At 56.5% G+C, this 20,699-nt stretch carries 14 protein-coding genes; 5 read left to right on the top strand and 9 right to left on the bottom strand.

The features are described 5' to 3' along the window. The first annotated feature begins 22 nt into the window (after nucleotides 1–22). Nucleotides 23–808, top strand: a complete 786-nt coding sequence (locus tag PXH66_RS05845; RefSeq protein ID WP_330930407.1) for a WecB/TagA/CpsF family glycosyltransferase — start codon at nucleotides 23–25, stop codon at nucleotides 806–808. A gap of 496 nt (nucleotides 809–1,304) precedes the next feature. Here PXH66_RS05845 and PXH66_RS05840 read toward each other — a convergent pair whose 3' ends face one another. Continuing rightward, nucleotides 1,305–2,720 (bottom strand): exopolysaccharide biosynthesis polyprenyl glycosylphosphotransferase, encoded by a 1,416-nt coding sequence (locus tag PXH66_RS05840; protein ID WP_330930406.1) that lies wholly within the window; start codon nucleotides 2,718–2,720, stop codon nucleotides 1,305–1,307. Between the two features lie 300 nt (nucleotides 2,721–3,020). Here PXH66_RS05840 and PXH66_RS05835 point away from each other — a divergent pair, with 300 nt between their 5' ends. The 4 genes from PXH66_RS05835 to tnpC all read left to right on the top strand — a co-directional run bounded on the left by PXH66_RS05835 (nucleotide 3,021) and on the right by tnpC (nucleotide 9,713). Further along, nucleotides 3,021–4,562: an O-antigen ligase family protein gene (locus PXH66_RS05835; RefSeq protein ID WP_330930405.1), complete on the top strand. Its 1,542-nt coding sequence runs from the start codon at nucleotides 3,021–3,023 to the stop codon at nucleotides 4,560–4,562. A gap of 411 nt (nucleotides 4,563–4,973) precedes the next feature. Continuing rightward, nucleotides 4,974–7,739, top strand: a complete 2,766-nt coding sequence (locus PXH66_RS05830) for a hypothetical protein (protein WP_330932268.1) — start codon at nucleotides 4,974–4,976, stop codon at nucleotides 7,737–7,739. Between the two features lie 69 nt (nucleotides 7,740–7,808). After that, the gene (gene tnpB, locus PXH66_RS05825) at nucleotides 7,809–8,135 is read left to right on the top strand and encodes an IS66 family insertion sequence element accessory protein TnpB (protein WP_330932085.1); all 327 of its coding nucleotides are present in this window, start codon (nucleotides 7,809–7,811) and stop codon (nucleotides 8,133–8,135) included. 27 nt (nucleotides 8,136–8,162) lie between these two features. Next, nucleotides 8,163–9,713, top strand: coding sequence for an IS66 family transposase (gene tnpC / locus PXH66_RS05820; RefSeq protein ID WP_330932267.1), 1,551 nt, complete (start codon nucleotides 8,163–8,165; stop codon nucleotides 9,711–9,713). A gap of 335 nt (nucleotides 9,714–10,048) precedes the next feature. On the opposite strand, the gene PXH66_RS23100 is transcribed toward tnpC, so the two are convergent. The 8 genes from PXH66_RS23100 to PXH66_RS05785 all read right to left on the bottom strand — a co-directional run bounded on the left by PXH66_RS23100 (nucleotide 10,049) and on the right by PXH66_RS05785 (nucleotide 20,407). Next, nucleotides 10,049–10,642: a WcaF family extracellular polysaccharide biosynthesis acetyltransferase gene (locus PXH66_RS23100; RefSeq protein ID WP_330927833.1), complete on the bottom strand. Its 594-nt coding sequence runs from the start codon at nucleotides 10,640–10,642 to the stop codon at nucleotides 10,049–10,051. A 69-nt stretch (nucleotides 10,643–10,711) separates the two neighbouring features. Next, nucleotides 10,712–11,824, bottom strand: a complete 1,113-nt coding sequence (locus PXH66_RS05815; protein ID WP_330927834.1) for a glycosyltransferase — start codon at nucleotides 11,822–11,824, stop codon at nucleotides 10,712–10,714. A 226-nt stretch (nucleotides 11,825–12,050) separates the two neighbouring features. Then, complete coding sequence (locus tag PXH66_RS05810) at nucleotides 12,051–13,166, bottom strand: sialate O-acetylesterase (RefSeq protein ID WP_330927835.1); 1,116 nt, start codon at nucleotides 13,164–13,166, stop codon at nucleotides 12,051–12,053. Continuing rightward, nucleotides 13,163–14,359 carry an acyltransferase family protein gene (locus PXH66_RS05805; protein ID WP_330927836.1) on the bottom strand — a complete coding sequence of 399 codons (1,197 nt, stop codon included), beginning with the start codon at nucleotides 14,357–14,359 and terminating at the stop codon, nucleotides 13,163–13,165. The genes PXH66_RS05810 and PXH66_RS05805 overlap by 4 nt, the downstream gene beginning before the upstream one ends. 143 nt (nucleotides 14,360–14,502) lie before the next feature. Further along, on the bottom strand, nucleotides 14,503–15,729 hold the full coding sequence (locus tag PXH66_RS05800; RefSeq protein WP_330927837.1) for a glycosyltransferase family 4 protein: 1,227 nt from the start codon (nucleotides 15,727–15,729) through the stop codon (nucleotides 14,503–14,505). A gap of 505 nt (nucleotides 15,730–16,234) precedes the next feature. Continuing rightward, nucleotides 16,235–17,701, bottom strand: coding sequence for a hypothetical protein (locus PXH66_RS05795; RefSeq protein ID WP_330927838.1), 1,467 nt, complete (start codon nucleotides 17,699–17,701; stop codon nucleotides 16,235–16,237). Nucleotides 17,702–17,925: 224 nt separating this feature from the next. Next, entirely contained in the window at nucleotides 17,926–19,245 is a 1,320-nt protein-coding gene (locus PXH66_RS05790) for a glycosyltransferase family 4 protein (RefSeq protein WP_330927839.1), read from the bottom strand. Nucleotides 19,246–19,252: 7 nt separating this feature from the next. Continuing rightward, nucleotides 19,253–20,407: a glycosyltransferase gene (locus PXH66_RS05785; protein ID WP_330932266.1), complete on the bottom strand. Its 1,155-nt coding sequence runs from the start codon at nucleotides 20,405–20,407 to the stop codon at nucleotides 19,253–19,255. Between the last annotated feature and the right edge of the window lie 292 nt (nucleotides 20,408–20,699).

Below are 20,699 nucleotides of genomic sequence, written 5' to 3'. Positions count from 1 at the left end.
CAAATTGTGCGTCTAAACTCTGATGGCTACCGCTTCCCCTCTCACTTCGCATCCCACCCAACGGATTCTCGGTATCGACTTTTTCGTAGGCTCGATGGACGCCGCCGTGGATTGCATTCTTGAAGGCGGACTTGTGGTAGCTCCATCCGGTCCGGGACTGGCGGTCGATCTGATGCGTTCCTCCGAGTATCGCCAGGCCCTACAAACGGCGGATCTCGCGATCACGGATTCGGGCTACATGATTCTGTTGTGGCGTCTCTTCCAGCGGCAAAAGTTACCGCGACTGTCGGGGTTGCGCTTTTTGCGGGTGTTGCTCGAACGCTCGCAGCTGAAGTCCCCCGGATCCGTTTTTTGGGTCATGCCCAGCGAGGCGGAGTCTGTCCGCAACCGGACTTGGCTCGAAGAGCAGGGTTATCCCATCACCGACGACGACATCTACATTGCCCCGTTTTATGGCAAGGACGCGATAAACGACCCGGAACTGCTCAGCCGGATTGAGACACGAAAACCGCAGATTGTTATGATGTGCATCGGCGGTGGCGTGCAGGAACGTGTAGGCCTTTTTCTCCGAGAATCCCTCTCTTGCAAACCCGGGATCGCCTGCTTGGGCGCGGCGATTGCGTTCCTGACCGGTGGCCAAACCAACATTCCGCCGTGGGGCGACAAAGTGTTCTTGGGCTGGCTGCTCCGCATCCTCTCCGATCCTAAAAAATTTGGCCCCCGCTACTGGAACTCCATCCGACTCGCGCCGATCCTCTTCCGCTACCGCGAGCACTTACCGCCCCTGCAAGCGAAGTCCAGAGTGTAACGTGGGAAAGCGACCAGGTCGCCAAGTGTCAGCATTCAGTTATAAGGTATCAATGCAAAGTCACCAAGGCGCAAAGGTCGCCAAGCCTCGGAGGGACGACTTCCACGTCGTCCGCATCCAGTAAGGAACGCGTTAGTTGGACCCCGCGACCTTCGCGCCTTCGCGTTAAACCTCCAATTTAAACCTCCGATTCGATCATTCAGATTTTGCGCTTTTTGCGCTTTTTGCGGCGATAAATCCGGATACGATTTCAGCGCAAAGGGCGCGGAGACCACTTAACGGAGAGAACCAAACGGTCGCGAGTAAACTCGCTCCTACGCTTCCGGAGCGATCAGCCTTCAGGTGTCAGCGGTCAGGTTTCCTCGTCCGAAATCGACGACCGCTGTCGCGTATTGAGATTTGAGACGTGCTCGGTTGCCACATTCGCGGCGCAGCCGCGCCCTTGGAACTTGTCACTTGTTCGGTTGAAACTTACACGGCGCGGTAGCGCCGTGTCCTAGTATGCTGAATTGGGCGGAAAAAACACCTGCCAGAACGTGCGCAGAATGATAACGATATCCAGCGATGGCGTCCAATGATTGACGTAGTGCAAATCCCAATACACGCGCCGACTCAATTTTGCCGGATCGTCGATTTCGCCGCGAAATCCCTTGGTCTGCGCCATCCCCGTAATACCCGGCTTAACCAGCATGCGCTGACGATAAGCACGCTCCTGTTCGGCAAATTCGTCGTCGTGACGAGGTAAATGCGGCCGCGGCCCCACCACACTCATCTCCCCGCGCAGCACATTGATGAACTGGGGAAATTCATCCAAACTCGTCCGGCGCAACCAACGCCCCAACGGATAAATCCGATCGTCCCCCGAGGACGCTTGCTGGGCCTCCTTCTGATCGTCCCGCTCCGCGGTGAACATGGAACGGAATTTAAACATGTTGAAACTCTTGCGATATTGTCCGCCTCGGGGACGGGCGAAGAACACCGGCCCGGGTGCCTGCCAGCGTTGCACGAGCCAAACGAACAGCGTCAGCGGCGGGAGCACGACGAGCACGACCGGAAGAGAAATGCAGATATCCAAGATCCGCTTGAATACCCGATTGATCGGATCCTCCAGCGGCTCTTCCTGCAAAGCCAAAAATTGGTGTCCGCCTTCCTCCAATGGCACGAACGACTGCGCCAATCGATCCGCATAGTTATTGTAAATCAGCAGCCGGGTTCCCTCAGCTTGGCACGCATCGACCAAATGTTCCACCGCGCTGACATCTTCCATGAGTTCCAGCATGATCACCTGCTGCACGCCATGTCCCCCAATAATTCGCTTGGCGTCCGCAATTTTACCCAACGGCGGCGCAATGAGATGGTCGGCCCGAGTGGGAACCTCATCGCACAACAGGCCGATGGGTCGAATACCGAGATGTTCGCGATTCGCAACCCAATCATTCAAGCGCTCCAAGGCCTGAAATCGTCCGACAAACAACGTGCGCATCAAACGCTGCTGCGGGAAAAGCATGCGCGCCAGTCCCCGCGGAATTCGCGCATGACTCCAAGCTAAATACCCGAAGAGGACAGTCAAATAGACTCCCAGAAACACCCGGCTGATCGCCCGATCCTTGATCGCGAACATCAGAGTAAAAATGCACGCCGCAACGACGAATACCTGCCGCAATGCCAACATCGCGGCGTCCAGCCTTTGCAATCGATGCAAACGCTGAGCCTCCAGCGACAAATCACGGGCCCCCATCAACATTCCCGCCATAACGGCCAGCATGTAAGGCGTGAGGTTCACGGTCTCACTCAAGTCCACATAAGGCAGGTGGGGCACCAGCTCCGCCAGGCCCAGCAATAGCAGGCTGGCGGAAACAATCGTGAACAGAGCGTAAGCCGTTACCAAACCACGTAAACGATAGGTAATCATTGGGCTCGGTCAGCAAGAGAAGTGGTGGAACGCGTGTCAATGGACCGTGGAAGGTAAATGAGTAGTAAGCGGTCAGCGTTTTGCGGAAGGTCGCAAAGGCGCTCGTTGTAGGGGCGTTGCTTGCGACGACCGAGCAACACCCATCCGGTCCGGCGCGCCATCCCGACCACGCCACGGTATTCGCAAGCGAACACCCGACACCGACATCCGCGTTCCCTCCTGATCGCACCCGACACTATCGCCGCGCGTCACCCATGATTTAGCTTTCCAGTTTTTCAGGTTTCGTCGTTTATTTCCCCCATGCCGGATTACCCACCGAACGATGCGGAGACCGATTTAAAAATTTCTAAATCTTCGAGAAACGAACAGCTGCTGCGCGACTTCAAAGGCGACCTGCGCGCGCCGCTCCCGCTTCACCCGCTGGAAATCGCCTTGATCTGGGTAGCGGCAATCAACGTATGCTCACTGCCGTGGATGTTGGGCGGCATGCGTGCTTGGGCCCAATTCATTTCCCTCGGACTATCGCTCACCGCCTTCGGCCTCGCTCTTTTACCCCGCCAGTATGCCGACAACTATACCCGGGGAAATGCCTTCACACTCCACCCTTGGCGCAAACTGATCCGTTGGCCATTATTTTGGATCGGTGTGGTCTTCTTCGCCTATGTGCTGATCCAAGCGCTCAACCCCGCCTGGGAATACATCGATAAAGGCAAGACCTGGACCATGCGCCGCATCGACCATGTGGATTGGCTCCCCGCCGGCATGATCACCCCCTTCCGCCACATGAACATCTGGCGCCAGATGATGATTTGGGGTGCCCCTTTCCTCCTCGCCTGTGCGCTTTGGGTCGGCTTTACGCGCCGACGCTCCGTAATCACCGTGCTGACTGCCATTGTCGTGAATGCGTGTGTTCTCGCCGTCGTGGGAGTCCTTGCACGTTATACCGCGCCGGCAAAAATTCTTTGGCTGGTCGATGGAATTCGAGACTACTGTTTTTCTTCCTTCATTTATAAAAACCATGCCGGAAGCTTCTTCGCTCTAGCCACGGGACTGACCCTCAGCCTCGCGGTTCACTATCATGAACAGGCAACGCGAACACGAATAAAAAGCAATCCGGCAGGATTGTGCGTATTCTTTTCTATTATTCTCCTTATTGCGGTTCTATTGTCGTACTCACGGGCTGCGATAATCATTTTAGCGATTTTCCTCCTTCTCGCTGTCATATACGCCGCCTTGCGAGTCATTGTGAGAGGGACCGCGAGTCATGCGCCGCTTCTTATTGCGGTACTCCTCGTGGGATTGATGACGACTGCCTTCATCGGCACAAAACTTGTCGATATCGATCGCACGGTCGATCGTCTTAGTGTGTTCACGGAAAAAGAAAAATTCGACGCCACGATAAAGGGACGGCAATACGCGTGGCTAGCCGGCTACGATATGTCGCTCGAACATCCCATCTTTGGCTGGGGGGCAGGCGGATTCAGATTCCTCTTTCCTAAATTTCAGCAAAGCTATTCGGAAATCGATGGGAATATTGTCAAAATTGGAAATCGATATTCATTCTGGCAACATGTTCACAATGACTACTTGCAGCTATTGATAGAAACCGGGCGAACCGGCTTGGTGTGGATGGCGACCGCACTAGTGGTAGCACTGGTTTCATTCCTGCGCCATGGCGGGCTCCGAAATCTAGCGGCTGTTTCGATATCGGGTGCATGTATGATTACACTCGTTCACGCCACCGTCGATTTTCCGCTCCAAAATCCTGCCATTCTCGTCACATTGATAACATCTCTCACTCTCGCCCTACTTCTGCCTCGTCTCGAAATGCGAATGCGATGAATCTGGAGATTTTTGCAGTGACGCAAGGAAGTGGAGTGTGCGATCATTTATGAAACCGTATCCGAACCGGGCCATGGAGTTTTGTCTCCCCGTGCCCACATGAACCTCCGCTTCCAATCGCTACGCGTTAGTATTTTGGCGCTTTGCGTTGCAATAGGTCCTTCGGCCACGGGAGCGAATCCATTGGGATTTGACACCGGCTGGTCGCCCGAACGAACCGAGAGCGTTCTGCATGACGCAGGGATGGAGGGTAACGACGGTACTTGGATTCGGGTCCGGGGGATGGCTACGTCAGCAGTCACGACCCTCGAGGGCATTGAGTCACGGCCGTGGGCCGACGCCCCTCACCTCGTTTCCATCCGTGAGCGTCGTTCCGCTCTCATGGCTATGCGTACGCGCGGTCATAGGTTGGTGGCCAAACTCGGATGGCTGACCTCGTCCTGGAATATGGGCATGCGTTCCCAGCCGGCCAAGCTCCCGCTCGACTTACGGGAGAGCTTCGAACGATGTCGGGCGCTCGCCCGCACCTACGGTGATCTCATTGACGCCTGGGAAATCGAGAACGAGCCGGACATTGGGTTCATCCCCGAAAACGCCGAAACATTCGCCGCATTCTACAAGGCCTGTAGTCGCGGCATCATCGCCGGACGCGAGGAAAACCTGACGATCTTAACGCAAAGCCACCGGGATGCTAAGACCTCCAAAGCTCCGGCCTCCGACCTGTTACTTGAAAACTTGAACTTTGTTACTTCGACCGAATCTGGAGATTCGGCCGTCATGCATTCGCCCATGGCCCTACCTCCCGGCCCCTATTGGGACGAACTCGTCGCCAATGATACGTTGCGTTATACCGAAGCCTTCAACTACCACTACTATGGCTACCCAGAAGACTTTTGTGGCGTCCGCGACGCCTGGATCGAGGCTCTGCGCCATGCCACCAGCCACCCAAGATTAGACGACTTTAAGTCCGAAAAGAACTTGGAACTTGATAATTGGATTTTGGAACTTCCACCTAAAATAACGCCCCTCCCGGTTTTTCTGACGGAATACGGCTACGGACTTCTTGATCGTTTCGACCGCCATACCGTCGAAGGTCGAGAGCGCCAAAAGCGTTTCTTTGAGCTGACGATGCCCTTCATCACCGATGGCACCATCACTGGAGCCATGGCCTTCGTTTTCATGCCGTATTATGAAAGAGGCATCAACGAATTCGGACTCCTAGCAGAAGTCCCTGACGCGTTCCTGCGAGAATCTAAACGTCAAACTTCCGGCAGTGGCCCAGACTCTGCCCCGCGAACTCAGGATCGTGATACAATCCCTTCTCACAGCTCACCGTCCTTGTCCACCGAAGTCCCGCCGGGCGGGACGAAAGAGAAACGTTCCGACCGTGGTCCTCTCCTTTCGCCCCTGCTAAAACGCCTTGAAACCGAAAGTTTGAACCCGATCGTTCTCGACTTCATCGCTGGTGAAGACTCGCGAACCATCAAACGCTACAACGGGCATGTCCTGCGGCGCGTAAACCACCGAGGCACGACTTCTGCGTCGTTCGCCTCCCCTGAGAACAGTAATTTAACGCTCCCGTCTCCTTCCCTTGAAAAACAAACAAGTACAGGGTCTTTCCAAATCATCCTCTACAACTTCAGCGACAACCCCGTCACCGGAAACCTTTCTCTTTCGCTAGGTGCCGGCACGATCACCTTGGTAGGCCGTCAGCTTGCTGACGCTTCAACAGAGGACTCGGACTCACAATCCTCAACTCGAAGATATGACCCTAGGCCCGCGCTTATAAAATCTTCGACAAGCGAACCGACGCAAAAACCAATCCCCTACCGCCGTCCCGACACCGCCCGCTCGTCAATCCGCCCGCCCACCCAGCGGAATTGGCCTCACGCTTACACCCCAATTATCGCCACCAACCAAGGCAAAATCTACGCCATAACGCCGGCGCTAGAGTTTCTTCTAGCCCAAGGGAAAACCGAATCCATCGCCCCCCAGATGGCCGTGCCTGTCGAAGCGTCAGTAAAAGACCAGATTAGTAAGGGAGCCCTGCCGACCTCACCTCCGATCACCGACTTCATTCCAAAAACAACCAGACTTTCCGACCTCGAAACAGGATTCGAATCGCCCCCTATCACCCTCGCCCCCATGGAGCGCCGCGGACTTGAATTCACTGCGACGCTGCCCAACGATAACTTCCGCGCGCATCGCTTCGTAGCGACTTGGAAATCCAAAGTGACCGATTCCATTTCGCCTGACGAAAAACACCCGGACGAATCCGCCAAATCGCCCGCCTTAAACTCGGTTACGGCGGGGGCTTCAGCGAAGGAGGACGCCCCCTCGCAACTTCACTCCTTCACACCTTCACACGTTAAGATCAAGAGACCGGCAGTCTCCCTCCTTGCCACCCAGCTGTATCCCAGTCCCGCCGCATTCCGTTTCGAGCGACTCGAAAGCTTCGATTTCAGTGCCGCCGACAATGCCAAGTCCCGCGCCGATCAACTCGCCCGCCCGCTCGCCGATGGGGAAGCGCAGCTCACGCAGCACCCGACTGCAAAACGCTGGCTCACCACTCCGGGTGTAAATATTGAAGAAACTCCCAACAGCTGGCTCATCACGGTCAATGATCTTCCCTCCGAGTCTCTCCGCCCCGCAGAAATCGAACTCCCCTTCCCCGCCGACTTAAGATTAGCCCAGAACGCCGCTTTAAGCTTCAAATACCGACTCGTCTTACCACGACAAACCAGCATGTCCGCAGAAGTCCCGCAAGGCGGGACGAAGCTGGAACCTTCGCCCCTTCCCGCATCGGCAACCGCCGAGAACCGCATCGAAGAATTCGACATCAACTTCCGCGACGCCGACGGAACCCTCTGGACGGTTATCCCTCGCCTACACGCAAAGGCCAAATCTCAAAACTATCTCGAAGCCGCCCCCAACTTCACCCCCATGTTCTTCTCACGAGCTTCCCGGGTGATCCGCGGCAGTCTTGACAAAGGAGGAAGTCCCCCGGACACCGATGCCACCTCAACATCATCATCTAACCGACTCGCAACCATCGACATCCGCTCCCTGGTCATCATGGTCCGCCCGCGCACCCTACCGACCGTGATTGAGATTGAAAACCCAAATGTCAGTCAGTTGGAATCGAGCAGTATCAGGGATCAGAATTTTTTACGCTAAGTCGTCAAGCGTAAGCGTCCGTCCTAGCACGTGGTAGTCGGGAGGGCTTCGGGTTGGTAGAGTGGCGGGATGGCTCGAATCGAAGCGGAACAGATTTACGTGTATGGCGGCGTGGTGGATTTGCGCAAAGGAGCGAACAGCTTGCGGACGTTGGTGGGCCGGCCGGAGCCGGAAGCGCTTTACGTGTTTTCAAACCGGTCAAGAGGCCTGCTGAAGTTCCTCGTCGTCGATGCGACGGGTGTTTGGTGCGGCACGCGACGTCTGCATCACCGGCGGTTTGCGTGGCCGGAAAGTCCGGACGGTCAGGAGCGGCTGACGCGTGATGAACTTGCGTGGCTGATCGCGGGTGGAGACGTGAAAAAGTTACGTCTAAAGCGCACTTTGGCTGGCCAATAGCGGGAGGCCGGATACTGTATCCGTATAGTGGCGACAGTTAATCCACCAACCGATCTTCAGGAGGATGATGAGGCGCAGGTTCTGCGTCTTGAATGCGAACGACTGGAGCAAGAAAACCATGTATTAGGCACGGAGCTAAAGGCGCTCAATGCGGAGATGGCTTACATGCAGCGCCAGTTGGAGGCCCTGAAACGCAAGCTGTTCGGACAGTCGCGGGGTGAGCAGGTCAGCGAGGCGCAGTTGAACTTGGCTCTCGACGAGATGGAGCGGGAACGCGCGCAGCAGGAGGAGGTGCCCAAGGAGGTGATTGGCTACGCCCGCCGTCGACCTCAGGCGGAGGAGTCGCAGGCCCGACTGCCCGAAGACCTGGAGACGATCACCGAGGAAATCATCCCGGAGGAGGTGCGGGCCGAACCGGAGGCCTACGAGCGCATCGGTGAAGAAGTGACCGAAGAACTCGATGTCCAGCCGATGAAGGTGATCCGTCGCCGGATCGTGCGACCGAAGTTTAAACGCAAGGGGCAAGCCGCAGCGGCGCCCTTCATTGCGCCGCTACCGGCCCGGGTGATCCCGGGCGGACTACCCGCCGCCGGTTTGATCGCGTTCCTCTTGGTGGCCAAATATGTGGACCACCTTCCTCTCTACCGATTGGAGAAAAGCTTCAAGCAACGCTTCGGCGTGAAGCTACCGCGTCAGCGCCTGTGCGACTGGACCGGATACGCCATCGAGAACTGGCTGTTAATCATCTACCACTCGATCCGGCAGGGATTGATCGGAGGCGACTACTTGCAGATCGATGAGACGCCGATCCGTTATCTTGACCCGGATCGCAAAGGACAAAGTAGCCGCGGTTACCTCTGGGTTTATGGACATCCAGGAGGAGACCTGTGCTTTGATTGGTCGCTGGGCCGGGGTAAAGCCGCGGCCGAGGCCATCGTGTGCGAGTTTACCGGTCTGCTGCAAAGCGACGGCTACCAAGTCTACGACCGGGTGAGCGAGGGTCGCGAGATCACGCAACTCGGATGCTGGGCGCACGCGCGTCGACGGTTCTACGACGCCTACCAAGCCGGTGAATCCGGGGCGGCGCATTACTTGGTGCTCATCCGCGATCTCTACGCGATCGAAGCGTCATTGCCGGCCGAGGCGAGCGTGGCGCAGGTCGCGGAGATCCGGGCCGAACGCAGTGTGCCAGTCCTCGCACAGATCAGGCAGTCATTGGACGAAGATATCGACACGCACATGCCCAGAACCGCCATCGCTGATGCCATCGGTTACGCCCGATCCCAGTGGAGCAAGCTGACCGCATACGTGCAGCACGGGCAAACGCGCATCGACAACAACCTCACCGAACAAGCCATCCGCCCCACCAAACTCGGGGCCAAGAACTGGTTGTTCATTGGGCACCCCGGTGCGGGCAAGCGCGCTGCGATCATCTACACCATCCTCGAATGCTGCCGCCGCCATAACGTCGAACCTCTCGCTTACCTCAACGACGTGCTCCATCGCCTGCCCGGCATGACCAATCACCAAGTCGCTGCCGCCAAACTTACCCCGCGCGACTGGAAACCCGCGGCCTGAGCGTCAACCCCTTCCGCATACGCGGTAGAACGGACGCTTACCGTCAAGCCGCCAAGGCGCGGAGGCCGGATGGATGTAGGGTGTTCGCTTGCGAATACCGCCCCAGTGGAGTGGCCGCCAGATAGCACGCTCCCTTGTTGCTACGACATCGTAATCTTTCTCGTTCTCTCCCTTTGCCCCTTCGCTCCTTGGCGTTAACATCCAAGTTCTCACCCGCACCCACCCGGCACGCGATTGGAATCCGACTTCGCGCCCTTCGTTGACTTCTGTAAGGTTCAACGTGGTCTCTCCGATTCTCCGCGCCTTTGTGTTTAGATCCTTCCGGGACCCAGCCACTACTTTTCTTCGAGACCCAAGGATCGCCCCGCTCGGTTAACCTTCCACCGCGGCTTGATCGGACCACATGGATTGCCACTGCACACCATCGCCGGCGGTAGATCCCGCACCACGACGCTGCCAGCCGTTGCGATGGCCTCCTCTCCCAATGTAATCCCGGGTGCCACGAAAACCTGTGCGCCTACCCACACCCCGTCTCCGATGACAATGGGACGATTACGGAAAGGCATGGTAGGATCCCTGAAATCATGGTTTCCCGTGCATAAAAAAGCACGTTGGGACACACAGGCGTGAGCGCGGATGGTCACCCGTTCAAAATTGAGAATAAATACCTCCTCACCGATCCACGCATGATCACCGATCACCAATTTCCACGGAAAGTGGATATTAACGCGAGGCTTGATCACGACCCCCCGTCCGATCTTCGCGCCAAAGCATCTCAGTAAAATCGACTTCAGCCGCGATGGCCACGGCAAGGCCGCCAAAAAGAAGATACACTTAACACTATACCAAAGTATCTCGATTGCCTTACCGCGCCCCCGTTCCAATCCCAAACTTGGGTCAAAATGATCATTGCGAACCCGAGTTGTCATAATGCTCAGATCAAAGCCCCCCAGCGGAAAAGCAAGCGCGGCAACCGACAGCGTGGGCTCACTCGAACATCAGCAATGCAACCGACAGGCCTCATCCACTTTCTCCGCGAGCCGGTCCCAGGTGTAAGACTGCTGAATCAGCTTCCGCCCAATTTCACCTCTTTGACGCCGTTCGGTATCGCTCGCATTCATAGCCGCCTCCAAACTCGCCCCGAGCTCCGATGCCTCCGGTCGACAAATCCACGCTCCACCCGCCGTCCCCAATTCTGGAAAATTGCACTCCGTGGTCATCACAACCGGACGTCCGCGCGCTGCAGCCTCCAGCACGGCCACCGGAAATCCCTCTGAGTAGGAAGGAAGCACGAAAATATCCGCAGCGTCGAAAAGCGTCCATTTTTCATCACGCACGGCACCGACATGCAGTTGGCAAGTTGCCCCTAATCCAAATCGTTTAATGGCGGCAGCTATTTCAGCCGCGTGCCCGCCCTCGTCCGGACCGTGAATGGCGATTTCCCAATCCGGAAACCGAGTTGCCAATTTCGCCCACGCCTCCACTAGCAGCGCCGCTCCTTTTTTGGGATGTAGCCGAGCCAAGAACAAAATCCGCTTCCGTCCATCCCGTGACGATCGAGGGAGCGTTGATGGCGTTAATGCCGCCGGGTCGACGCCATTCGGCACGACCTCGATCGCGCCCTTGTGACCTGCGGCGCGGATTTGATCCGCTTCCTTGCTGGTGAGCGCTCGCCAACAGCGAACCGCGCGAAAATTACGGTCTTCAAACCACCAACGTACGAACCGTTTTTTAACCCGGGATCGCTTCAGAATCCACGGATCGAGCATTCCATGCGGATGATAGACCAAGGGCAGCTTTAACTTATGGGCTGCGCCACCGACCATCCAGTTCAGGGCCGTATAGAATCCGTGACCGTGCACGACATCCACGCACCTTACCTCCGCCCCGAGAAGCCCCGCAATCTCCGGAGAATAATAGGCCTTGGAGATCCCCTTGCGGCGGCCCTGCACCGTTTCCGGCCACTCCACCATAAAACGCTTCTCACGAGTGGCCAAAAGCCTTGATACGACCCCTCGCTCCAGCAGCGCCAAATGCAAATCCAACGCGGATCGCCCCAACCCCCCGCCTTGCAGAGGTTCGATCGATTGAACAAAGTGCAGATGCCGCATGGTCAGGAAATCAAAATCAATGCACCAGTAGCGGATGCAATGCAGAACAGTCGTTGTAAATAATTCATCTCAACCACCACCGACTAGTAGACAGTAATACCGGATTATTCGCTGAGTCAGCGTCGGAACGAGCAACGATCCTACAAGTTGTCGGAACTCATGGTAGGGTGTTCGCTTGCGAATACCGCCGCGTGGTGGGTGCGGTCCTCGCAAGCAAGACCCCAAACTATATTTCACCCGGCGAACCCTCCGCTCCGGGTTTTTCCGGTGCCATCGTTTCCCTAAAAAGGTTTTCCCAAATCGATGTCGTCCAAAGTGAGGCCAGCCTGATGGTTCCTTCCTGATTAAAATGAGTTCCGTCCCGTGCTCTGAATTCCCGCCCAAGCGAATCGGTATCGGGCCCCGGTAGCGCCGCCCCACTCGCTATGACCGATTCCTGCGCCCGCCTGACCGCATGAAACGACTGATTCCCCTTCTGCGTGCTGACCGCTACCAACCACGGGACGGATAAGCCCCTTTCCAAGGCGCGATCTACGTTCGCGATGAGCTCACTCAGATGGCGACGGTATTGCTCACTGGACAGCTCGCTGTCGCTCTCACCCTGAGCCCAAAGGATCGCACGGACGTAGTGCGGTCGGGTCGCGTTCAGCGCGGCCACCAGCCGCTGAAATAATCGTCCCTCCTCATTCCAATCAAGGATGGAGCTTCCTCCTTCGGCCACATTGATGAAACCGATCGGGCGACTCAGCTTATCGACCAACGCATCCCCTACCAATGGCCAGGGCGATCCGCCGGAGAACGGCGTCTGGGGATCATCCCCCCGTCCCCACACCAAGGTTCCGGCGGAATTTAGGGTTCCCCTTCGAACGTGATTCGACTCGGTGGTAAAAAGAGCGTCTGAAGCCCCCGCCGCGTTAGATTGTCCCGCGACGATAAAAAGCTCTCCCACCGCCACCCGACTAACATCGATGGTCTGATGATCCCTAAATTTTGTCCTCAGCCAAACAGAGTTCCAGCCAACTTCCATCGGAAGTTCCACCCGAAACTTCCCCCAATTTGTCACGCCGGGTGTCCAATCGTTTCGGGCCGGATACCCTTCATCCCGATCGGATGAGCGGGTAAATCCCTCTACACCAACACAACCTAAACCCAGAGTGCCTTCGAAAGTCACGTGATGACTTCCGGGGCGTTGCTGCACAATGGACTCACCCGCTGGATGCTCCACCGCAATCCCAGCCATTCGGTCCCGCAGCCAGATGCCGGGCCGCAGATCCGCAGTGAGAATAAAACCTAACGCAAGCAGTGCCGCTATACCGATGACCACAATGATCCGCCGATTCATCCGTCGGCAGAGTTCGTTCCCGTTTGGACGACAACAGGTTTGATCACGCCGACATTCACCAACCAGCGACGCAACCTATCCGTTTTACGTTCGGTGAAACTCCAAATCAAAACACAGTAACCGAAAACGATCACCGCGATCAACGTCGCTATGGCTAGATGCCACAAGTCCGGAATCCACCTATCGCGATTGGAACGAAAAAAGAGCGAGGCTATAAAAACAAAAAGAGGCGTGTGTAAAAGATATAAGGAATATGAGATCGCCGATAGATGATACATCGGACGCACGAGGCGGATCGTCTTCGGGGAAAGTTGCGCCTGCAATCCGAAGAATACGCCCACGGCCGTGATCAAACAAATGATCCACGACCAATCAATCCCGGGAATGTCAAACCCCGTCCTGCTGGTCGCAATAACTCCCGCCAACGCGACCAAACCAAGCCCAAAGCTCCACAATGCGACCGGCGATGCAATTTTCCGCCGCCTAAATAAATAGTAGGCTCCCGCTCCCGCCAGCCAGACCGGAAAATGAGCCGCAATTTGCCCGCCCGCCACCGCCAATAGGCCCAGCGCAAATAAGGCTGCTCCCGTGCGTTTGATCGCAGTTTGAGAGGCTAGCCTCACCGTAATCAAAGCGGGGTAGACCAAGTAGTAGATAAACTCGTAGGAAATTGACCATAACGGACCGTTTGACCCAAAGGTCGGGACAAACACCTTCTGTAAGAACAACAAATTACCCAAGAATATCCCCGGTGAAGTCACTTCCGCCAGCGGAGTTGAAAGAATATGGCCGAAGCCTGTCCCATCATAGATGGACGCCCCGCCACCCGCGTTCCGCATTCCCGCCCAATCCCAAAAGGCGGTGAGTAACAGCGCGGGAATCAAAACCACCCAAAGTCTCGTGACGCGCGCCAGAAGGTAGCGATATTCACTCCAACTCGAGCGCTGATGAGAAGTAAAGACGACGTGGGCAATCACACAGCCACTCAATACGAAGAAAACCATGACGGCCTGGTGGCCCGCCCCGGTCGCCAGATAAAACAGTTTAAGGAGCATCCCCGGCTGTTCCAGGTCGACAAAGTCAACGAAGAATAAATTACGCCAGTGTTCGAGAAAGACCAGTAACGCCGCCGGACCGCGCAAAAGATCCAGCAACGGAAAATATTCCTTAGGCGGAGAAAGGCCCTTTTTCATAATTGTCCATCAATCCAAATGTTGTCGGAACGCCCCCGTGCCGGTTTGCGACCGATATGCGGCAAAGCCGCCGGACTCGACTTTTCCACCTTCGACTTTCAGACCTTCGACCTTTGAAGGCACCGTAGGCGTCTTCAAAGCCGTCATATACACGCATATCTCGCCGCCTTTACTGCCTGCCGGGCAAAATTGTCGCAGCCCCAGCGTGCGACGAGCGCGCGCGAGCGTTGGCCCATGCGTTCACGCAACTCATGGTCGTCGCATACCAAACGCAGTTTTTCGGCGAGTTCCAAAGCGTTAGCGGGATCGAACGTATATCCATTGCCTCCAAACTCGACGAGATCCTCCGCGCAACCCACCGACTTTGAGACCAAGACCGGCAAGCCGCAGGCCATGGCCTCGTTTACCACCAAGCCCCACTCTTCATAAAGACTGGGCAGGACAAAAATGTCGGCGAAGGCATAGAACAGAGCGCTCTCTTGGATTTGACGAAAGCCATAAAAATAGACCACGGGGCCGTTCCGTGCTTCAACGCAATCCTGCTCAAGATCGACCTCCTGCGCTTGGACCACCGATACTCCGCATTGCGTCGCAAGCTCGACCAGTTTGAGTTGCTCCTCACCGGAGCCAACCATCACCAGTGCGGGTGGCTCCAGCGCTCCCACAAAGGCGGCCGCGTAGGCCTGGATGAGCGCGGAAAGGTTTTTCTTAGCCACAAAACGCCCCAAGCTGAGTAGGTAGCGCCGCGGCAGCCCGGCCGGCCGGCCCTTCGACCGCCAAACGTCGGTACGGTCTGCATAATAGGGGTTATCCACGGCATCGTAGCCCGTAAAGATCGACTCGGGTCGCATGCCCTCCGTTATGAAATGTCGCCGGTGAGGCTCGCCTCCCACCAAGGCCGCTTGAAAAAACCCCAACAACCGTCGCTTGATCCAACGCTGCCAACCGGAAGCCTGCGCGGTGCCCGCGTGGCTCTCATTCATCATCACCAACCGCACCCCGGATATCCCCCCGGCGAGTAATAAAGCTAAACTCCGCGCCGGCCAGTAGCTGGGCAAAAAAGCCACCCTGATTTCATGTTCGATCAGAAAACGCCGAAACCGGTGAAAGATGGCCCAAGCACTCGTCTGCTCCACCACGTTGCCCGGAAACAAGGTCACAACTTCAAGGCCCGTGGGCGCGTTCCAATCGTACGTAGAGGTCGCATCGGCTATCTGCACCCCCACCACCTCATCGCGCCCCATCACCTGCTGCAAGGCCTGCAATCGTGCGGCATGATAAGGGCCGAATTGATCCCATACCAAGCAGACCTTGCCCAATCTTTGATCGCCCTGACTGTCGTCGAGCAGTGACTCCGATAATTTGTTCATTTCCTATGCCCCTGTCCATTTGATCGAGTCTGTGAAAGAGCCGAAACCGAATCTAATGATCGCTCGAATCGAGGCAGAGCTTGCTCAATTGAAACCACGTCAGGCATAAAGCCCGACCCACAGGCCAAGCTACGTAATCCAATTGTGGGTTGGGCTTTACGCCCGACATTTCGTGGCCTCGCCAGACAGGTCCTGGTTTTCATTTCCATCAAGCCGCGTCCCTCAACATTATCACTTTTGTAACGGAGTCGTCGATTTAGTCCCTCACTCGTGACCAACGATCATATTTGAGACGATAATTCCCCGGTCTCGACGAAAAACGGTGCCTCTGGGGCGCTCTGATTCTTGGGATTTGGTCGCTTGAAATTTAGGATTTCCGGCTCCGCCGGGTTAGGTCTGAGAACAGTAAACCGCGCCTACCAAACCTCCCTCCTTCTCGAACACTTCCGATCTACGCCTTGCCTCGGGTTTTCGAATCCAAGGATCGACCACCACGATATCTCATTCACCGGCCCGCTTGGCCCCGCCCGCGCCTTCGTGCTTGGTTGTTTGACTGCCGCAACCGATCTCCGCTCGCCGGTCTACTCAAGGGCATGATGGGGCTGCCCGTCGGCGGTCCCGTTCGCTGCCTCACCACGTAGCGGGCGATTAGCCAGCACGGAACTAAAAAATAAAAGGTCTGCCAAAGCGACTGCCACAAGAAGAAGCGAGTCAGGTAGAGCGCGTTTACCACCACGATGGCATAGGTGCATATTTTGAGATACCCTGGGGCCAGGCGCAACACCTTCATGTCCACCCACGAAAGCAATCCGCCCAATACGAACATACTTCCCAGCATCCACAACGGACCACCGTCCCCCCAAAAGAAGCCCACAAGGCCGGGACTATAAGGAGCACCATTGGTATAGCTCAAATCCTGCAATATTCCCGCGTCGGGTTTTCCGGACCAAATCGCCCGGGGGATAATGTGAAACGGTGGGTAGATCCATGATAGGATATAGGGTTTGTAAACCGGTTCATACTGAATCGCTGCAATAAAAGTATCGAAAATATTTATATCGCCCCCCGCTTCGAAAAAAGTCCAATAACTGGAAGGACTGAGCGCGTCTGCTATTTTATTCATAACCACCGATCCGAACTCGACATTGCCTACATTTCGGTTTTGTCCTAACGTGCGAAAAATGGGCAGCAGTAACACAATGGGCAATATCAACCAAGCGTAGCTAACCCGTCCCTTAAAGCGAAACATAAGGCAGAAGCCCGCCGCCATTAGCGGGGTGATGTAAGCACCGCGAAAGAGAGTTACGTCGCGAGCATACCAAGCTGTGAGCGTGAGCATTGCCAACGCTAGGCCTAAGGAATTGCGACCTTGGGTGGTTCTCTGGGTACGCCAGCGCTCAGCGGCTACCGCAACACCAAAAAGTTGGAGACCCTGCAGCACCATGGGAATGTCCCAGACATAGGCCCCCAAGCCGCTACTGTAGATGCCGCGCCCCCCGGTGCTGATGACCATGATCAATGCCAGTGCCACGCCTTGGATCACCAGGGCCGCTCGATAAGCTTGGGGACGTAATAAAGCGTAGCGGGCCGTCAACATGGGGCGGGCCGAGTGCTTCAGTAATGAGGAGATCTGCCACCCGCCTAGCTGTCGCTGCACGTGGCAACCCGCCGCCAACAGCCAGAGGCCGGCTGCGGCCCATGCCAAGGCCACATGCCGAATTTCGAGTGAGTCGCCGGTCCGAAACAAACCGACGAGCAAATCCGTATCTCCTTCGATCACGAGATACAGCGGTCGCATACCGAAAAACAGAAACGACATGAACAAAAACGCGCCCACGGCAGTGACGTGCCTCTCCGCGATAAACCCAATCAACAAGACAGCTTGCGCGGCAACCAAGGTGCCGGTGCCCGCAATGCCCGGAGGCAAGAAAGTGCCCAAGAGGAGCAACACCAAAGAAGCACTCAAAAACATAAAAAACTTAGTAGGTCGCCATCCGGCGGGAGGTGTCAAAATCGATCCGCGAATCGTGCTCGCAGAAAATGAAATGTAGCGGGCACGCCCTCGTGCCGTTTCCGTGATCTAGATGTAGTCAGCACGCCCCCGTGCCGTTCAGGCCGGGCCAGTCGATCCGCCTCACCAACACGCGGGACGAGGGCGTTTTGCCTACACCCGTTCCGTGATTCCGTGGTCACGCCTTACCGTTTCAGGCGACTTTCAATCTTACTCAATTTGTGGCCCAACGCATTCAACGAAAAGGCTTCGTCCATCCGGGAGTTACGTTGCAGGCGTTCCAGCAACTCGGGTTCTTGAGCCAACCGTCGCAAGGCCTCAGCGATGGCCTGAGGCGTCACCTCTGCCAGAATCAAGCCATTCACGCCATCGTTAACAACACGTCCACAGGAACTTGAAGCGATCACCGGCAATCCGTGTGCCTGCGCCTCGAGTTGAGTGAGGGCAAAACCGTCCGATAGCGTCGGCAAAACAAATACGTCACTGCTACGATATAGACGCGCAGCTTCCTCACGGTCCACTGGTCCCGTGAATTCGACCTGGGGGTTGCTCCGGATCCACGCAGGGACCTGCACCCCCAGCGGTCCCGCGAAAACGAACCGGATTGGGTGGCCCTCCAACAGCCGCACCGCCTCGAAGAGCTGCCCTACCCCCTTCCGCAGAATCACCTGCCCAAGAAAGAGGACGACCATATCTCGCCCGTCCATCCTCGGTCGTCTTTCCTCTTCGCCAGACGTGGTACGTCGAGTCGAATCCGCCGAAGCCCTACCGGTGGCAGGCAAGCATCGGCGAGGACGGGCAGCTCGCTGCCCTCCTTCGTGAGCCAGCGGCACTTCGGCGATCTTATTCAGGGAGACGCCGGCGCGGGCCAGCAGGTCGGCCGACCAAGAGGAGTTGACCAAAATCAAGTCAGCTAACTCGACCTCTTCCCGCCAGGCGTCCCAATAGCGTGCCGGCGGTTCCGCCGCCCCCGGCAAGGCCCACCCCGCATAATCCGCCGTCGATTCTGCGACTACGACCGACTCCAAGGGGCCCGGGTCGATTTGCCCCAGGACGCACTGCATGCCCCGGCGCTTGGCCTCCCTAAATGGCAACCGCGCGGTGTAGCTGTAAGAAAAGCACACGGACGCGTCGGCTGCCTGCCGCCACGTAGCCAGCTGCCGCACGGTCCAAGCTTGAAACCAGTCGTTGCGGGCCAGGATCGAGTCCCACGGATCCAGTCGGCGCAGCCGATAGCGGACGTCCTGTACCAAACGCCCGCACGTGGCGGCCCTCACGTGCTGATCGGATATCCCGTCATGTCGACGCTGCCCTAAACTCGGATGAAACCGACGAACCGCCGGTGCCACCCAACGCGGGATCCACGTATCCGTGAGCAATCCGGCCAGGCGTTCCTGTTTCGCCAAAACCCGCGGAATCGCATAGTGCTCCCGCGACCCCAACTGAAGACAAAGCCAATCAGCAGCCCTGCCAGCATCATCAACCCTCGAATCTTTTGTGTGCATCCGACTCTTAACTTTCCGCCTCTGTTGATTTGCACGCCGCGCTGCCGCTTTGAACCGCCTTATCCGCTACGAGATGTTGTGAAACCAAAGCCGCATTCCGCTCCCATGAATGCGCCTCGCAATATCCCGCCCAATTCGGTGAAAGCGGCGACGCGAGTAAGCGAGCAAGACCGACTTCCAAGCTTCGTTGAGAGTCCGGTTCGACCCACTCGCCGAGGGCGAAGGCCCGCACGTCGTTTTGCAGAGGACCAGCGCCTGAAGACGCAAGCACGGTCTTCTTAAAGTGAGCCGCGGCCGCCAGCACCCCGCTGGCGGACCTGAAATCCGCAGAATACGTGAGCAAAAGGAAGTCCGCCGCATCAAAAAACAGCCCGACTTCGTTTTCCTCGATGTAGCGCACTTCCCAGCGGACCCGTGCGGCTACTCCCAACCGCTCTGCCAATTGCTGATAATACGCCACTGGCCGCTGCCCGCTCGATTGCTCCTTGCCCGCCACAATCAGATGCACTTCGGGAAAGCGTTCCATCGCCTGAAAAAAAAGATCCAGATTCTTGCCATCACGGATGTGCCCGAAACTCAGAAAAACCGGCTTTCCCCCCGGCAGCCCCAAACGCTCGCGTGCTGCGAGGCGTGATTGGCGAGCGCTCCCAAAATGATATATCCCGTGCGGTATCACCACGGTCTGCAAAGCCGGAAAGCATCTGGATCCCGTTTCAAGTTTAATGGGCTCGTGTACAAAAGCTACATCCAGAAATGAATAAGCCTGCGCCATGGACCAACGATGCCACCAGAGAGGACCGACCTGGTGGGACCGCACCGGATCATGAATCACGGCGCCGAAACGCACGCCCCTGCGACGCCACCGGCGCAACTGCCATGCCCACAGCGGCGCGAAGTATTCCGACCAACCGGGTAACAACACTGCGTCCGGACGTTGCTCCGCAATCGCCCGATCCAAGGCCAGGTTTGTGGCGAGAATCCAAGCAAGAAAATCCCATAAACGCTGCCAGCGCGGGCGGCCGGGGCGTGTGACCGGTATGGGAAGGGGGACAAACGACTGCGCTCCTGTCGGTCCGGAGACACCTTTTGGAGCTTGCCATTGTAATTCGACACCTGCGACCGCCGCCAGCGCTTCGCCTTGATGCAATGCGTATTCACACAAGCCACCTTCGTGGGCGGGACTGTGGTAGAGAGTTTTTATGTTGAAATTAGAATGTAAAATGTAACGTCTGCCGCAAATTATCGAAATTCAGGATCCTAACTATTTTGTTACACGATCGATTTGATAGATTGATCGAATTGGTTGAACCGACAGTGGCGACATGTTAAAGTTCTTATCAGAACCGGTTTTCTAATCCTTTTATTTACGTTTCAATCCCGTTTTACACTCTATGTCTTACTGGATAAAGATTTTAGCTAAGGGCCTGCCATAAGCATTCCATGGACAAGATAAG

This window comes from Synoicihabitans lomoniglobus (assembly GCF_029023725.1).
Classification (GTDB): Bacteria; Verrucomicrobiota; Verrucomicrobiia; order Opitutales; family Opitutaceae; genus Actomonas; species Actomonas lomonigloba.
Note: the sequence above shows the minus strand (reverse complement) of the source record. Positions and strands in the feature narration are given on the sequence as shown.